12 protein-coding genes are annotated in these 17164 nt (G+C 37.3%); 1 reads left to right on the top strand and 11 read right to left on the bottom strand.

Translation table 11 applies throughout. The features are described 5' to 3' along the window. Positions 1 to 85 precede the first annotated feature (85 nt). From MKZ13_RS17175 to MKZ13_RS17125, 11 genes are all read right to left on the bottom strand, one after another. Positions 86 to 1423 carry a hypothetical protein gene (locus MKZ13_RS17175; protein ID WP_339176928.1) on the bottom strand — a complete coding sequence of 446 codons (1338 nt, stop codon included), beginning with the start codon at positions 1421 to 1423 and terminating at the stop codon, positions 86 to 88. A gap of 244 nt (positions 1424 to 1667) precedes the next feature. Further along, entirely contained in the window at positions 1668 to 2444 is a 777-nt protein-coding gene (locus MKZ13_RS17170) for an HNH endonuclease signature motif containing protein (RefSeq protein ID WP_339176927.1), read from the bottom strand. Positions 2445 to 2478: 34 nt separating this feature from the next. Beyond that, a complete protein-coding gene (locus tag MKZ13_RS17165) occupies positions 2479 to 4992 on the bottom strand; it encodes a zinc-ribbon domain-containing protein (protein WP_339176926.1) in 2514 nt (837 codons plus the stop codon). Positions 4993 to 5707: 715 nt separating this feature from the next. After that, positions 5708 to 9646 (bottom strand): hypothetical protein, encoded by a 3939-nt coding sequence (locus tag MKZ13_RS17160; RefSeq protein WP_339176924.1) that lies wholly within the window; start codon positions 9644 to 9646, stop codon positions 5708 to 5710. A gap of 144 nt (positions 9647 to 9790) precedes the next feature. Next, a complete protein-coding gene (locus tag MKZ13_RS17155; RefSeq protein ID WP_339176922.1) occupies positions 9791 to 10522 on the bottom strand; it encodes a hypothetical protein in 732 nt (243 codons plus the stop codon). Between the two features lies 1 nt (position 10523). Further along, positions 10524 to 10751, bottom strand: coding sequence for a hypothetical protein (locus MKZ13_RS17150; RefSeq protein ID WP_339176920.1), 228 nt, complete (start codon positions 10749 to 10751; stop codon positions 10524 to 10526). A 1005-nt stretch (positions 10752 to 11756) separates the two neighbouring features. Then, positions 11757 to 13505 carry a DUF2326 domain-containing protein gene (locus MKZ13_RS17145; RefSeq protein ID WP_339176918.1) on the bottom strand — a complete coding sequence of 583 codons (1749 nt, stop codon included), beginning with the start codon at positions 13503 to 13505 and terminating at the stop codon, positions 11757 to 11759. Continuing rightward, positions 13486 to 13830, bottom strand: a complete 345-nt coding sequence (locus tag MKZ13_RS17140) for an ABC-three component system middle component 6 (protein ID WP_339176917.1) — start codon at positions 13828 to 13830, stop codon at positions 13486 to 13488. The genes MKZ13_RS17145 and MKZ13_RS17140 overlap by 20 nt, the downstream gene beginning before the upstream one ends. Before the next feature lie 19 nt (positions 13831 to 13849). Continuing rightward, a complete protein-coding gene (locus tag MKZ13_RS17135; protein ID WP_339176916.1) occupies positions 13850 to 14752 on the bottom strand; it encodes an ABC-three component system protein in 903 nt (300 codons plus the stop codon). 142 nt (positions 14753 to 14894) lie between these two features. Then, positions 14895 to 15593: a hypothetical protein gene (locus tag MKZ13_RS17130; protein WP_339176915.1), complete on the bottom strand. Its 699-nt coding sequence runs from the start codon at positions 15591 to 15593 to the stop codon at positions 14895 to 14897. A 70-nt stretch (positions 15594 to 15663) separates the two neighbouring features. Beyond that, positions 15664 to 16023 carry a helix-turn-helix transcriptional regulator gene (locus MKZ13_RS17125; protein ID WP_339176914.1) on the bottom strand — a complete coding sequence of 120 codons (360 nt, stop codon included), beginning with the start codon at positions 16021 to 16023 and terminating at the stop codon, positions 15664 to 15666. 141 nt (positions 16024 to 16164) lie between these two features. Here MKZ13_RS17125 and MKZ13_RS17120 point away from each other — a divergent pair, with 141 nt between their 5' ends. Continuing rightward, positions 16165 to 17163: a DGQHR domain-containing protein gene (locus MKZ13_RS17120; RefSeq protein ID WP_339176912.1), complete on the top strand. Its 999-nt coding sequence runs from the start codon at positions 16165 to 16167 to the stop codon at positions 17161 to 17163. Position 17164 lies beyond the last annotated feature (1 nt).

Genomic DNA, 17164 nt, shown 5'->3' with positions numbered 1-17164 from the left:
TTCGTCAAATTATTATTTTACGTAATTATATACAGACCGCTAAACATTGAAAGCCGCTATTGGAGCGGCTTTCAATGTTCAAATTCTATTTTTCGATTCCCTCGGTATCTTGTATAACAAAAAAACTGGTGACTTCTATCCCATTTTCTTTTGCTATCCGATTAAACTCAGTTAAGAAAGGTTTGTTGTCTTGAATATAGGTCTCCATTTCTTCATAATATCGACCGAAAGTATATGTCTGGAATAGCTTATTAAGTTCTTTTACCACCAATAAATCCAGTTCATTATTTTCTAAATAAAATATTATTATTTGACTGTTTTTATTTGCACTTTCATAACCTCTATATGCTTGATTCAACTTACCAGACTGAAAAAGTCTATCTCTCATTGTTTCAAAAAAACATTGTTTTTTTAAAGCTTTAATCTGTTCCTCGTTTGGAACTGGAGAGCCAGACCTAACTTTAGCCACCAATTTTTTCACGAAAGACTCTACTTCATCATGTGGAATTATATTATTTTTAATGAGAATATCTGATATCTCCCAAAAGGTCTCATCATAATTATCTATTTCACTAAAAAGGGACTCCATCCAGAAAAATCTTATTAACTCAACCTTACTAGTACATAGCAATAATCTATCTGGGAATGCCTCTACAAAATCTGAAAATACTTTATTATCTGAACTAATAAATTCTATGAAGCCGTTTAAAATGCGAGAATCTGTTGAGTAAGCGATGCTTCTCCAAAAAGAATGATCCATTCGTTCCTTATCATAATTCAATGAAACGACATTCTCGTAAATCTCAACTAGAAGTCCTGGTATCTCACTAAGTTTCACAACTAATGGTATCTGGTCAACTAAATAAGTAAAATTAAAACTTGGTTTACTTTTCTTTATGTCAAAATGATTCTGTATTTTATCTAAAAGTGCCTGTTTCCCTCCATTTACAATAAATTTTGCAAGGTGTGACTCCAGGAATAACCAGAAGGCTTCAACATTACTATGGCTAATAATTGAATCTTTGGCGTGTGCACATGTATTTCTAATCCTTCTCCAATAAGGCATATCCTCAATAATTTCATTGCTTACTAAAAAAACTTTACTCACCGGGGGGATTTTCTCACCACCTTCGGTTCTTTTCTCTTTTTCTTTTTCTTCTATGCAAGTAAATACTTTCTCTTCCCAAAGTTTGTCGTTTTTTAAATCATTTATAATTTTTGGCCATTCACTATCATTGATCAAATGTGGTTTAGAGCTTTTTAACAACCTATCTCTTAGTGCCTTCATAAAACCTAGATATGACATTAGGAATGCAGGTCGATAAACACCAATACGATAACATTTAATTGCATCATCAAAAAGCATTTGCGCTTCTTCCGAGATATCCTGCGTTTTTATCCAAGCCTCAAACTTAATTTCCATAGTTATTCCCTCTTTAAATAGAATGTATTAGAAAATATGCAAGCATTAATATATCACAACCTTGCTAATTCAATAAGAGATTATGAAGTTTGCACATTCTCTGGAGTTAGATGATTCGGATTTTTGCAGAGATAACATAACGTACAACCCTTCTAACACAAAGCTGCCCCCTACTTAATACGAAATCATTACCCTTACCACAAGCATAGCAGCTCTGAAATTGCCGTTCTAATTAGTGTGTGTGCTAAATTAGCATATCAGATTCAACATACCATAAGGGAATATCTATATTATTTGTTTCACTAGTTTTATTACTTTTTATTCCGTTGCAAATCCAGCACAGTAATTGTAAATTTGTAGGATCATTATTTCCATAATTTGAAATTGGTACAATGTGATCTATTGCGTACTTATTTTCTAGATTAAGTGTCCCTGAAACGTCTTTTCTGCAAATGGAGCACACGCCCTTATCACGATAAATTATAGCTCTCTCGAGCCATTTAGGCCAAGAAACTCTACGAATTTTCCCATTAACAAAATGTTCAGGATTTTCTATCAATATATCACTGTCTGATTCGATACATTCTGATATGTGTTCATTGAAATCCCTTAGAAATTTTTTGTTACTCATAAACAGATGAAAGACTGTGTGTACAAGAGCGAGCACAGAATCATCCCAAGCATATCTAATCTCTTCATTAATTTCTAGATATTTAGAGCATTCTGCACATTCACCACAGAAATTACATTCATTCAACAATTCAAAGTCTGGATGTTCTGATAATATAACCCCCGCATCCTCCACGATCGTCGACTCTATACTAAAAATATCTCTTTGATCAAAGTGTCTATCCGCATACCAATGATGAAAGTTGAATACATAAAATATCCATTCATGCATAATAGTCCATTTATGTGGCTTAAATATCCTAGGTTGTATTTGATGTCTTGAATCTCTCCAAAATTCGGGTAGAAGCAAATTACTATTTTCATAGAATTCCGCGATTGTGGCTCCTGCCAACCAATATGACTCCAGATACGCGAACGAAAAATGCTTAGTCATAATCCTCACCTTTAATATTGAGATAGTCATCTTCACAAGATATTGGATATAAATCAACACACCTAGGACACCATTTTCCTTGTTGTATGTTATTGGGCTTAGCTTCCCACTCGTGCCCATGAACACATTTCCACATTAGCTTGGTGTGTGCATTAATATATTCCGTAGATAAACATTTTCCATTTCTTTTTCTAGCTAGTTCAATCATATCCTCAATGGACTTTCTCTGCTTAATTGAAATTTCGTTTCTTCTACATGTCGGGCACCAAGATCCTTGCTGAATGTTATTAGGATTGGCGAACCATTCATGACCTTCTTTACATTTCCAACGTAATTTTGTTTGACTGTTTACGTAAGTATCGGATATACATATTCCATCATTTTTCTCCGCTAGCCTCTTCATATCTCTAATATTATTTTTTCTATACATACCAGAATGCTTAGAAGCGCATGTAGGGCACCAACTTCCGTTTTTCACACTATAGGGTGTAGACTCCCATTGGTGGCCCACCTTACATTCCCACCTAAGTTTAGTGTCAACATTATAATAAATTCGAGATAGGCATCTACCTTCTCTTTGTTGAGCTAACTCTTTTAACAATTTTAGTTTGTTAATAGTTTTACGTTGTTTTTGGTCTTTCTTACACTGAGGACACCATCTTCCTCTTTGGACATAATTAGGAGACGACTCCCATTGATGTCCATGATCACATTTCCAAAGTAATTTCCTGTCAATCCCACTATATATTTCAGAAAGACACTCCCCACCATATTTTGCTGCAATTTGTTTCATGTTATTTATCGTTTTTGAATTACATGATGGACACCACGAACCTTGCTGAATACTTCTAGTAGCTGCTTTCCACTGGTGTCCCATATGACATTCCCATAATAATGGTGTTGTATTATTACTATATTGGGTGGACAGGCACTTACCATTCTTACTTTCGGCCAATAAATGCATATCTTTAATGGTAATCAATCTACCAGAACATCTAGGACACCATGCTCCATTTGAAATACTTAAAGGTGTTGCATCCCATACATGACCACTTTCACACTTCCATGTTAACTTTGTACTGTTATTTGTATATGAGTCTGATAAGCATTCCCCTCCTTTTTCTTGTGCGAGTATTTTCATATCTTCGATAGTTCTCCCTCGGCCTAAGCACTGGGGACACCATGAGCCTTTTCTTATGTAATATGGAGTGGCCTCCCACACATGTCCTTCTGAACATTCCCAACTTAATTTCTCATCACTCCCATTGTACTCATTCGAGAGACAAATGCCATTTTTTAAACCAGCGAGAGTATGTAACTCTTCTAATGGATTAAACCCTTTATAAAAACTTCTCCAATCTAAGTCATTATCCAAAACATCGTATCCTAATTCCCATAATTTCTTATGAAGAAATCCTACTTTATCCGTATCACTTTCGACATTATATGGAATCACAATTAGATGTATAGAGTTCTCCTTACAAAGTTGCTCCTTTTTTAGATCTCTTAACTGTTGTTCAAAAAAAATTTCCTCGCTTTGATTGTGGAAATACGGAGTATATGAAAAGTGTTGTCTTCCGTGGTACTCAAAAGCTAATCTAAGCTCCTCATTGTATCCATCAAGTTCATAACCGTTTCCAAATTCTTTCCTTGTTTTATAAAACTTTTTCTGTGTAAGAGATTCCAAAATAAATCTGCACTTCTCTTCATTGAAGAATACTGAGTTATTATTGCATTTTGGACACCAACTACCTTTTTCAATTGAGTAAGGTGTAGCTATGAAATCGTGACCATTAGTACATTCCCATAAAAGTGGATAATCAATATTAATATACTTTTTCGAAAGACATTTTCCTCCTCTCCTACCAGCTAATTGTTCCATATCTTTAATTGATTTTTTATTGTTTCCAGCACAAACGGGACACCAAGATTTTTGGTTTAAAATACTATTTGGAGTTGCATCCCATATATGACCTTCATGGCATTGCCATTTTAGCTTTCTAGTCATATTAAAAAATTGAGTAGATAGGCATTTACCGTTATGCTCCTCTGCAAAAGCCTGCATATCAGTTAAACTCTTATTTCTCCCCGCACATGTGGGGCACCATTTTCCCGAGTATATATTACTGGGGTATGCTTCCCACTGGTGCCCCTTAGAACATTCCCATACTAGCTTTGAATTCATATTTGAGTATTCGCTGGATATACATCTACCATGATTTCGTTCTGCCATAACTTGCATGTCTTGAATTGTTTTCCTTTTAGAGTTGGCATTCTTGGTATGAGCACACGAGGGACACCATTTTCCTCTTTTAATATTATTCGGGGTTGCTTCCCATACATAACCACAATTACATCTCCACTTAAGTTTCGTATTACTATTGGTATATTCAATGGATAAGCATAACCCTTCTCTCTTTATAGCCAAATCTTTCATTTCTTGTATCGATCCTTTAGCCACCATCTTATCACCTTTCTCTTCACCACCATTATTCCAAAAAAACATACTTAAATACCCTAACTTAATTGATATGAAATGGCCCCAAACTTAGTGATCGATATTGGTGAACTATGAAACTCCTAATAACTCTTCACCAGTCATAACAAAAACTTATTTCAGCATGTGATAATGCTCAGCAATCTTGACTCCCAAACTTAGAGAAGAATCCAAATCCCTTCCTGATGATAATGTTTATATTTACAACACGGAAACTGGCCAAATTGTCTGGAAAAAATTTATGAAGAAGTGGGTTAAGAAAAACTAATGCAAAAAATCAACAAATATTTAAACTGATGCTAATGGCAAGAAGATAAAGAAAATGAACTATGAATTATACACCCTCCTCAAAACAAAGTTTTTATTGTGAATTAGTCTACTTGTTATATGAGATTTTTTTATAATTTAAGTATATTATATAGATTAAAATTGTGAAGACTATGTTTTTGTCCCTCGACATGTAAGGCTAAGTCTACTTCACTTACTGAAACGGGCTAAATTTGCTCTCTTCTTGACGTAAGAGAGCAAATGAAAAAGCACCGAAATGGGTGCTTATATTTGTAGTAACAAGTAAACTATCATACGTATGCTAAATAATGATTTATAGCATTTCCTTCATGAGTAGCTGCATCCTCGCTGTTAAACTTCATAGATCGATCTTTTTCACTAGATTTATGCAGTTCGTAAAATGCAGGCTTACCTCTATTTTTCTTGTCTTAACGAATCACTGCACCCAATGCTCCAACTCGTAATGATCGTCAAACGATTGCGATTGCTCGTGGCCTAAATCGATAAGCTGACATCGACTAGCTTCAATTAGTTGATCAATTTCGTCATCGGAAATACGTAAATTGCGCAGTGTGTTACTAATAATCTTGTTTGTTAACGTCATTCTTGGCGGAGTATGCTCATATACCGAGTTAATGAATGCTTTAAATTCCCCTTGCTTCTCATCGGTAAGTGAAGCAGTTACTTGCTGCCCAACATAATCCATATACCGGAAGCAAAAAGCTACAACCTCATGGTCGATGACCAGTCTCGGGTACAACTGGCCAAATACAACCTCCTGCTCAAATAGCTCCAACAAATCGTCTTCATCATCACAATAGTATTGCACAGCTTCAATGTTTTCTGCGATGATCGTAAAAAATTTCTGCCGTTCCTCCTCGGAGCTACAGGCAAACAGCAATTTCCACATTTGTTTATTACTTTGGTTGTTTGTTGCTGTAACGGTCAGCAACTGACGAAACACCGCCTGTCGTTGAGCCGGATTAGCGACCAGCCTCGTATACACGGCCATACCGTCTGGAAATGGATGCGTATCATGATTGTAAAGCGCATCTATAAACTCCCGCAACGCAATATCGAAGCAGCGACCCTCCGGTGGTCTCCCCAAAACCTCCAAAATAACACGATTCCATACCTTTTCGTTATGATGATGATAGCCATTCCACCATAACGGCTGCGGGTAACCGCAATGGACGTTGAGGCAGCATTCCAGCAATCCTTCCGCCATCAGCCGATCCACTACAGCATCAATCTCTTGTCCAAATAAGACCTCGCCCACAATCGCAATTTGCACTTCATCAGGAACAGTGCGGCGGTTCAGCGCAACTCCACGCAGCCAACGGACATCCTCTCGCTTGGCTTGCAATACCGCTATTAGCTCAGTACGTTCGCCAATTGACAGCGAGGGCCAATGGTCTACCAATGTGCCGATCGTAACCGTGAGAAGACTAGTTTGCCGGACCGACAGCAGTTCTTGAAACAGTTCTGCTCTAACGTCAGCAGCCTGTCCTGTTCCTTTTAGCAAATAATCCGCAATATTCATGCCATAATCCTCCGGCAAATGATGTTCGCTATAATGATGCAGCCAACGATGCCAAGAGCTTGCCAATTGGGAAATCCGCTCCAAATCATCAACATGAGCGAGCGACTCTCTCGCTACTTTCACCATATGAGCTTCATTCATCCGTATATATTGGGACGGAAAATGGTTTAGTAGCGCAATAAACACATCGTACCAAACAAGCCATAGCTCTCGGGCTTCCTCGTCTGTGAGTCCATCCCAATCTAGGCCATCCCGCGCATACTGATCCTCGAACTTTTCCAAAAAACGTTTAGAGCGCAGCGCAACGGACATAATCGACAGCGAGTTACGAAAATAATCTAAAATCGCAGACTTCGCTTGTGGTGTATAGCTGCTCCAACTGGACAAAGCGCCGCGAAACAGATTATAAATATAGTCCGGATGCTCTTGCGGCTCCAAGTAGCCTGCAATATCCTCGAACGTATAAGCGAACTGTTGAAACAGCAGTTTCACCGCTTTCGCTCGAATAAAGCTTTCATCATAAGCTAGCGCCAGCCGAATAACGTGTAACAGATCCGCTGGCTTCATTTTGTCTGCAACGTGAGCTGCTAGCATATCCCGTATTTCTTCAGCAGTAAGCGGCTCGCTTGCCGCCAATTTTTGCAGACTTGCTACATGTCTGTCCTCATCCCAGTTCAGCCAGTTGAAACTGGACCGACGCTCCGTTGCTGTATTAAAATACGGCTCGCCCTTATGCCACAAAATATGATCGTCATTCATCGAGTTTTGAACTTTTACAGCACGCACAAACGCCTTCTGCTCCTGATCGTCCAGCTTATCCAGCCGACTATTGAAATACATAATGACCCGATCCTTCACAGACGGAAACAACGAATGTAGACTTCTTAGCAGCAATATCTTGACTCGTTGTTTAAGCGTGGCATCTTGTGTCTCGGCATACTGCCACTCTGCCATCATAAGCGCACACAAGTTTCCTTCTTTAGAAGGTGAAGCCAAACTTCGGCCTAACAAGCGGAAAATGCTCTCCTTGTCGGCAAAAACGTCCTCCAGATTCGTTTGGAATAAGATTTTGCTCGCGTGGTAGTAAATCGGATGGGTAAACACAATCGTTTTATAAACCGAATCAACTTTGATATAGCCGCGGTCGCGTAAATCTCGAAGCGCTTCCCTATTGTCGACCGTAATCTCATACGTTGTCTGGTAGGCTGGATATGGCGGCGTCTCCGCTACTTTGCCCCCGAAATGATAGGCAATTGTAACAGGCTCGTTACGCTGAGGGTTAAGCGCTGGTTCCTCCGTCGATTCACTTAACAGAAATGCCAAATCGTCGAGCTTTGCCGCTCGATAGGTGTTGCAGCTTAAACCAAGCGCCATAAACACACGCTTGCTGTACTGTCCCTGCTCGTCAATTTGCCTTGCCAAGCGATTAGAGTCGATCCGTGCTTCATTAACGATTGCCGACTCCTCCCATTGTTCCAGCACACCCAGATCAGGCTGCGCATAATAGAGGTGCACGATTTGTCCCGGTTGCAAGACGCTCGTACGTTCATTACGCTCCAGCCAGTCCTGCAGTCGCTTAAACAATGCCTTAGATGGGTCCGACTCACCATAATAGCGACTCCAAATTTGCTCTCCGGTTGCAACTTCATCAGCCGTCAAATCATGCCATACATGTGCCTTCATGCGGCATTCCGCAATCGAGTCGCGACGCAAAGCATGAAGCAAAATATCGCTGCGGGTTGTCACAATCAGTTTGCGATGTGGGCCGCAGGCGTCCAGCAGCCGTTCCACTTTTGCAATAAGCTCGGCCCTTTGTGGATGAGCCGTCATCGAGCCAAACGGATCTTCCAGTACGAGTAGCCTCTCCTCAGGGCTCACATGCCGCAAAAAAGCAAGCGCACCGCTGTCCCCATCTAGCTCACTTGTTATTTTTACTTTAAAGCCAGACTCCTGATAACGTTGGGCAATCTCCTTCGCCAAATACGTTTTGCCACAGAAGGATACCCCTGTCAACAGCAGCACATGGGAAGCTTCCAAAGCTTCACTGCAGAGGGGCATTTCAGCACGCAGCACGAGTTTTTCATCATAGGGGAATATTCGATTGCCGTTGTAAGCAGTAAGCAGTCTAACGACATCCTCCGTGATGGACTCCCCGGAATCGCGTCCTTGACGAACTAGTTCATCCAGCTTGCTAATGACGCCATCTGTTTCGCTTTGAGGAACGGCGTATTTTCTATTGAGCAACTGCGCTAGCCGTTCATGAACAATATCCCAGTCCATAGACTCCCAGACGCGATTTTTTTTCAAAATCGTCCTAAGCTGATTATTCGAGTTATCTTTAAAAAACTGCTCCAAAAAACGCCGACGTCCCTGCCCAGCAGTAGTCGCATTTGTGTAGTGGGACAACACATTTGTTTTGACCCGATCCAATAAGTCGTTGCCCATCCCTGCCGTTAACGGCAAATAAACCTCATTGGAATCTACAAAGAGGCTCACGTCGTCCTGGCAGCGGGCATTCGTTATAAATAATACAAAGCGGTTAGCGTCTTGCTTTAATTTCTCCAACAAGTTCATGTCCCGGCTATGCTTGTCAAAATGGCTAATCCAACTCGAAAACTCCGCTAAATCAACTTGACCGGAACGATCCTTCACTTGCACGTCCAAAATATAAGGCTCGCCCGCGGCCTGAAAAGTAATCCGCGAATCTTCACCATCCGCACATTCGATATAGATGTCAACGTTTTCTTGATCCAGTAGCTTCAGCGCCACATAAGCAGAAACGAGATACTGGTACTCATAACCTCGAACTCCTGCAATTTCAACGGTCATCATGTCACCTCTCATCCAGTCAGTCGAACAAATATAAATCCATATGTAGCTCTTATGGCTCTGTTCCCTATCAAAGTAGTTCTATCCCTGCCCTTCATATTCCTCTTGTAAGCGGCAAATTTTCAGACGAAATTGACAAAACTAGAATCAGGGAAGCAAAAAAATGCTAATGTTTTTTTCATTGACAGTGAGCCTAGCTAAAAGCAGAAGATGCAAGTCAAGCTTGTCCGTCTGTCGACTAACATAAGACGGTAGAAGCCCCTCACTAATAAGTCGTCTCAAGTGATAGTCGACCCGATCAGCCCTGAAATACGGGTTGTTCAAATACTCGAAAACTTTCTCCAGATCGTAATTTAGCCCTTTGAACTTAGGGGACCTTGAATGTAATAGGTGTCCTTGAGTCACAGCATTTTCACTGAATGTCATGCTCTGTAGCGCATCGTAAAGCTCGTGGACCAATAAATGCAGCGAATTCAGATATTGGTCTGCTTCTTGCCGTTCCCGCTCGGGGAACTCCTGCGGAGCAGTGAAAAGCTCGATCAACGTCTGGATGTCATAATGATACCCTTCACCCTCACCAATTCGAATACTATTCTCCCTTATAAGAATTTGGAGCTGCTCGATGGATTGAAGAACAATATCATATGTCATAATCAGCTGTAAAACGTTCAATGAACGAAAATCATCATGAGCATGTGTCAAATCGATGTACGGCAAGCCGTTCACGCTTACGGAGAGCCAGTCCTTCGCAGAGCAAATTAAGCTCCAAAGATTCTTTCCATTGTAGTTGCTGTATGTATTAATCAGAAAATCATCATGATCGCTTAAGGCTTGCTTAAACTCCTCAAGTAAGGAGTTATCGAGAATATATGAGTTCATATCATTGAACCTCCTTCTTACTTAATTCAGGTGACCGGTTTACCTTTAGAATATGCATAAGTTGATCAATAACTTGATTATTAAGAAACATTTGCGAAGACACAGAACCTATTATAGATACTCCGTCATCATGAACTTCATCGTGATAATCGCCATTTGGTAAAGATATCTTGTGTTTCTTTTCTACTAACTCCATTTGCTTTTCGACTTCCTCCAGTTGCCGGATCATCGTCAACAATAATGAGACTGTTCAGAACAATGCCTTGCTTTGAGGTGAACTACGCCGAGTTTTTCTCTACTTCCCCCAGCTTTCTGACTTTTTCATTGGTCCATCACTTGGAAAGGATCGTCCTGAATTTCCTTGAATAACTTCATTCCGATTCGTCACAGTTCCCTCCAAACAATGGGCATCATAAATGACGTTGTTAAGAATACATTTTAAATACCTGCTAAACACTTTCTTAAGCAAGGCTCTGTTGTTCATCTTCGTCTGCACAAAGATTCCCGTGACAAACATATGCTGCCGGGTCAAATGCAGTAGCTCAGTAAAAGTCTCATCTGTACGTCGCCATGATAGTACATCTCTGCCAGATGCCAATTAACTTTTCGTAACTGCTCCACCTTTGGCTTGTGTATTGAAGGGATTCACAATGTAGTAGATGTAGCAACTCCGTTCCAGACAGGACACTAAGGCACGATGGTAATGCCCCGTCGCTTCAAGCCAAAACGACCACTGGAGCAACAACTGTTTCAGATTGAAACTCGCTTAGCACTCCGTGAATCTCAAATCCACTGGTCCATGCGACGAAACGCCTATACCACACTTGGAACTTTAGCGACGTCTACACCAACAACAGATTTCATATTCACTCCTTATTTACATTTTGTCGGTCCTTTCCCCGATTGTTTCAAACCCATAACTTTGCTTGTTATACTGGGGCAACTGCACCTACCAGCCCAAACATGATCTTTTGGAGGTCGTGGGAGAACTAGTTTGGTACGAGGACCAAGCCCCTAAAGCCGCCACATTCTCCCGGCTCCCCACATCGTAAACGATTACAAAAAAAGGCCAACCTGTAGTTACTGGCTAACCTGAGAATACGAAAAAGCCGCTAATTTAGCGACTTTCAATGGATTTATGATCTTGTCTTTTAATAGAACTCGATTCGCATATGATTATGGGACATCATAAATTAGATACAGACTTCAGTACTATACTTAACTGATAGCAAGCTTAATAGTAAACTCCAAATAAACATCCTGATTCGTCTGCATCAGTCAAAAGCACAGGTAAAATGGAGCTTGCTACTTCTTTTCTCACGCTATCAGGTAAATCATCAGAATTCAAAGTTACAATATACTGGAAACCTGCTTCAATTGACTTATCTTTTCCAAATCTCAAAGCTTCCGCTATTTGTCTTTCATCAACGGGATCAAAAAGCGAGCTGTCATGAATCAACATGTCCATTTTTCTATCTAAAAATTTTGACATTTGAATTAACATCATGTCAAAACAGAAAATTAACATACTATTAATTCCAGTACTATTTTGATTTCTTGATACCATCTCAATATCATATCGGCCATTTTTTGTTTGTCCTATATGTAACTGAGCTACAGAGTTATATAAACAGTTAGAGACTTCCTCAACAAGCAAGATAGCGTGCTGTTTTGTACGTGAATGCCCTTCTAATGATTTATTGATCTCAATGATTAACCTCTGCTCTTCAATTTTTAGTTTTGCAGCTTCCTCACGCATCATATTTAAGAAATCCTGTTGCTTTTGGTACATGTCTAATTTACTTACAAGCTCATTCATTTCAGATTGTAACAAGGAGTATTGATCTAGAGCACCATGAGTATTTAAAATTGTCATTTTCTTTGACTGTTCCAGAGAAAGCTCGTTTATCAATTGACTTCTTTTTATCACAATCTCATTATATTGCTCTAATTCCTCTTGTAAATATTTTTTCCGATTCTTAACTAATTGCTCATGAAACAATTTGGATTCATCATAAGTTTTTATAACAATATCAGGCAATTTAATTTCAACCTCATTGTATAATTCAAACAAATTAAAATCTTCAATATTCTTTTCACTTTTAGAAGCAATCATTAATTCTGAAATAATTTGTCTATCCATGAAGTTTTTATTGCTAAGTTCTGATATTTTTTGAGCGTAGTTATTAGCTTCAATTTCAATTTCTCTGTACTGAGGGTGCACCAAGAAATTCTCAAGATCATTCTTAGACTTGGATATTTTAGCAGTTAAAATTGTAATCTCGGTGTCTAAATTTATACCATCATTCATGATTTTGTTATAAGAGTCTGTTTCAATTGCTTTCTTGAGGTCTGTAATTTCTTTTTTCTTTTCCTCAAGTTGCTTATAGCTTATTGCTAATTTTGTGTCTAAACCTAATAGATATGATAGTGCAATTTGAGTCAGATGCACGTTTTGTGTTTTAAAATATTTCGTTGAATCTAAATATCCGCCATCTTTACTCAGTCTAGAAAAGTATGGAAACAAAGATCTGAATTTTAAATTTGATTTTATTAACTCATCTCTGGAATTTAAATTGAATAGAAATTCTCCTAAAAATTCATTCCATTCAGTTACTTTTATTTTAATATTCGAAATGCCTGACATCCCATATTTTTTCTTGAGATCACTTGTTTCTTCGCACTTTACATATACGAAATTAGACTCAGAACCTCTTCTCTTTACAATATATAAATTGTTATTCAATTCTAGATCCATTATGAAAAATTCATCTTTAAACTGTTCCATCTTAAAAACACTTTTATTAGTGCAACTACTTCCGTACAAGAAATGAATAATTTCTATAAAAGTAGTTTTACCCAGCCCATTTCGAGTATCTTTTACAGTAGATTTTTGAGTAATATCAGCTAATAAAATATTTAAACCTTCATGAAGTTCTACTGTATTAAACGTGCTTAATGTGCTATATATCTTTTTTATCATTCTTTGACCTCCACATTAAGTCATCCCCATGTTCGATTGCACCAATAATGTATAAAAAATCTATCGCTAAAATGAAGTTATCAAACTGAATTCTAATCTTACCATTTGTTTCATACTCTTGGATTTGAACATAAGATTTCCAGGCTGAGCTAACTGTATGAGGAGAATTTAATATAGAAAGTATTCTTGCACCAATTTTTATAATTGATTTATCCTCATGCAAATTTTTAGTTGGTGTTAACACTATTCTACTTCCCTCCTTTTTTACTAATTTCAAATCTTTCATAGATAAGGTTTTTAGCATTATAACTTCTTCCAGTTGCATGTAACATTCATTGTACATTTTATGCACTCACTCTTTCGAAAATTGTACATTGTTCAAAAAAATACGCAAGAATGGTATGAACAGCAGCCATATAAACTTGATTATCAGTCTTATGAGGATCGGTTATAAACTTAGCTAATTCACTATATATATCATCAGGTTCTAACTGCGAGTTGTCTCTTAAATCCTCATAGTAATTTCGTAAAGTCTCAGAAATTTGATCTCCTAAATTTAGATCTGTCTGAAGATTTAAATAATCTCTTACTAAAGGGGCTCTTAACAAACCGGCCTTAATAAGCCCTATAATTGGATCACTTAGCCCATTAATTAAAAGTTTATTCTCTGGGACTGGTTTCAAATCCTCATTTCTGGGGTTTGATCTTCTTGAAATAGACTTAATAACAGGTTGTATATCTTCAAATTTTAAAGTAGTGTAATTTTTTTTCGATGGAACTGGACCTAGAATATCTCTAATAATGGGTTCTTCTAACGAAAAAATAATTCCTCTTATTTCACTTGGTCCCCAAAACGTAAGTGTAACAGAATTGTACTTAGTAGATAATTTTAACAACTCTTTGTTGATTCTAGGAGGTAATGAATTTTGATTATGTACAAAAGACCATTTATCAAAATATTCTTCCCAGTAATCTAGAGCCCCGGTAAAATCATTATTTATTTTAGTCAACATTCTATTTTGGTTAAGACTGTGTGGACCATTAACAGCAAATAAATGACGTTCACGAATTAAGTAGCCATCATTTTTCTTGTCTCCATCCTGTCCCCAGGGACGACAAGGCATAAAATTATCCTTATATTTCATTTGCATCACCTTAGAAAAGAAATCTTCAAATTCATTTTCAGTTCTTTCACGTATAATTTCTTTATACTTCATATCGTAAAAAGCCATAGACAAATCATCCATAAAATCATCCTTTCTATAATGAATACATGAAAAATTAAATTCTTCAAGCTGGCGATGCCTAAGTTAATAGAAATTTACAGAACCATTATTAAAAACCTCTTAAGTAATACTCATTAATAAAGCTAACTTATTTCTTAATTCTTCAACTCTCTATTCCAATTAAAACATCGTACAAAATAGAATTAAGATTATTACGATAATTTATTCTTTTATACAATAGAATTTCAGAAAATTCTTCAAATATGTATTTCCAAAACGTTATAACTACAACAAAAAAAATTGAAAATATTAGCACTGTAGAAAATATTAGAAATTGCCCTTCATTCGTCTGAAAGTTGCTCGCTTCGTAAAAATGTTTCAGAAAATAATTTAAGTTTGGCGCAAGAACTGCTATCAATATGCTGGGTGCAACTAGTGGTGGCATCTTTTCTTTAGTATTATCAGCTTTATACGCTTCCATGAGGTTCTCAATTTTCCATTTTGAATATAGATCATGCTCAATCAGATATTCTGTTATCATATGAATTTGAACTTCATGAAAGCCATCTAACCACTTACCTTTTTCAGTTTTTATTGAAAATTCTCTATTTAGAATGATACGAGCCTTACTATTGAAACGCCTATGTATAAAAATCAGAAAGACAACAAGGGCTATTGCTGACAGTACAGGTCCATAGGCTGACTTTTCTGTCCAAAACCAAATAGATAACGCAATAATAATCAACGGAAGAGCTAAAGTGTACGAAATCAAATAAGACCAGAATAAGAAGTTCATTTTACTGTAGATTAATTTACGTGCTCTTACTTTTTCAGTATAAAATATAAGTAATTTATTCTTCATCTTTCACTCACCATCACTAATTTTAAATTAATTAGAAGAATAGCACCAATTTTCAATAAAATAGATTGCATTATCTTAAATTTCTCAAATTATCGATTGTTTTAAGAATATCTTGAACAAAGCTTTCCACTATTTTAATTTCTTCAGTACTTCTATTAGATAGGGATTCATTTATTCTATCAAGAATTTCTAAGGTCTCTTTATTTTGTAGCTTATTTTCATACGAGTTGAATAACTCTGCTGGTGTAATATTTAAAGCTTCGAGTAGTTTTTGCAAGGTATCTAATGATATGTTCCTCTCCCCTTTCTCAATCCCACCAATATAAGGCTGTGGAAGATCTACTTGTTCCCCTAAATTAGCTTGGGTCAATCCTTTTGATTTCCTTAAAGATTTTATTCGCTCGCCTACAAAAGCATTAATTTTTATCATAAGCACAATCACCTCTCTTTTAAGAGTAGGTGTACTTGTGCATGAAATAAATATACTCGTACTATATATTACCATTAGAAATTATATAATATAAGATATATATTTTACTAAGAAAAATAAATATTTAAGGGAGTGTACCTAATGAGACAATTACCTCATCAAATAGTTATAGAAAATGTAGTACAAACAAAAATGAGAGGGAAAATCACTTATCAAAGCTCGTTTCCAACCTCCATTGCTATGAATCTAACTTATGTTAAGCCGTTTAACGACCCATCAGGAAAAGGATACCAACGGCCAGTTGATCCAAAGCGTGTTGATGAATTTGCATTATATCTTTCCAGAGGCGACAACGCATTATTCACACCAATTTTATTGAATGCAGCTGGTATGTGGGAGTTTACAGCTTATGACTCTACCCGACCAATGTTCGGTAGATTATTTTGCAAGAATAAAGCATCTTTAATGGATGGACAGCATCGACTAGGAGGAATTAAACGTTATATCGAAGAAACACAATCAGAACTTAATGTTCCTTTCATGGCATTTCATTTTTTAGATGACGATGAAGAAATTCAACTCTCTGATATTATTAATACAAAAGCCAAAGGGATTGGAACCTCTTTAAGCAAATTTCTGAAAAGAGAATCAGATGAATTAAGTTGGCAAGCTACTGAATTATTAATATTAAAAGATAGTCCTTTCTATCACATTGGTAGCATCACGGGTAAACGTAGTAAGGGAAGACATATTACTCTGCAGAATCTTTATCGCATGTTAAAGTACTTTTTCAAAGATACTGAGACTACAAATTTATCAAAACATGAAAAGGTGGATCTTGTACTTGGATTTTTCAATATAATGCGTCAAGAATATCCTCATGAATGGATGAACTATAAAGAATATAAACTTACTCATATTGTATGTTTGGATGCGTTAGCAATGGCTGCATCCAAGGCGTTGTCTAACTGTAAGAAAGAAAACTCAACACAAATAGACCATCAAAAGTTTATCAAGTCAGCAAAGCGCCTGAAAAAGATTGACTGGTCTGTTAGTGGGCCTTTCAAATATTTAAAAGGTATCTCTAGTTCAAAAACATTAGCTTCGGAGTTAATTGAAATTATGGAATTAGAGAACTAAT

The sequence above is a fragment of the Paenibacillus sp. FSL R5-0701 genome (assembly GCF_037973995.1).
Taxonomy (GTDB): domain Bacteria; phylum Bacillota; class Bacilli; order Paenibacillales; family Paenibacillaceae; genus Paenibacillus.
The sequence above is the reverse complement of the archived record's forward strand: the minus strand, read 5'-3'. Positions and strand labels throughout refer to the sequence as shown.

Excerpts from the sequence above, each read along its gene's own strand:
- MKZ13_RS17150 (WP_339176920.1), bottom strand. The coding sequence starts at position 10,751 with ATGATCCGGCAACTGGAGGAAGTCGAAAAGCAAATGGAGTTAGTAGAA.
- MKZ13_RS17145 (WP_339176918.1), bottom strand. The coding sequence starts at position 13,505 with ATGATAAAAAAGATATATAGCACATTAAGCACGTTTAATACAGTAGAA.
- MKZ13_RS17165 (WP_339176926.1), bottom strand. The coding sequence starts at position 4,992 with ATGTTTTTTTGGAATAATGGTGGTGAAGAGAAAGGTGATAAGATGGTG.
- MKZ13_RS17175 (WP_339176928.1), bottom strand. The coding sequence starts at position 1,423 with ATGGAAATTAAGTTTGAGGCTTGGATAAAAACGCAGGATATCTCGGAA.
- MKZ13_RS17130 (WP_339176915.1), bottom strand. The coding sequence starts at position 15,593 with ATGAAGAATAAATTACTTATATTTTATACTGAAAAAGTAAGAGCACGT.
- MKZ13_RS17120 (WP_339176912.1), top strand. The coding sequence starts at position 16,165 with ATGAGACAATTACCTCATCAAATAGTTATAGAAAATGTAGTACAAACA.
- MKZ13_RS17140 (WP_339176917.1), bottom strand. The coding sequence starts at position 13,830 with ATGCAACTGGAAGAAGTTATAATGCTAAAAACCTTATCTATGAAAGAT.
- MKZ13_RS17125 (WP_339176914.1), bottom strand. The coding sequence starts at position 16,023 with ATGATAAAAATTAATGCTTTTGTAGGCGAGCGAATAAAATCTTTAAGG.
- MKZ13_RS17155 (WP_339176922.1), bottom strand. The coding sequence starts at position 10,522 with ATGAACTCATATATTCTCGATAACTCCTTACTTGAGGAGTTTAAGCAA.
- MKZ13_RS17160 (WP_339176924.1), bottom strand. The coding sequence starts at position 9,646 with ATGATGACCGTTGAAATTGCAGGAGTTCGAGGTTATGAGTACCAGTAT.
- MKZ13_RS17135 (WP_339176916.1), bottom strand. The coding sequence starts at position 14,752 with ATGGATGATTTGTCTATGGCTTTTTACGATATGAAGTATAAAGAAATT.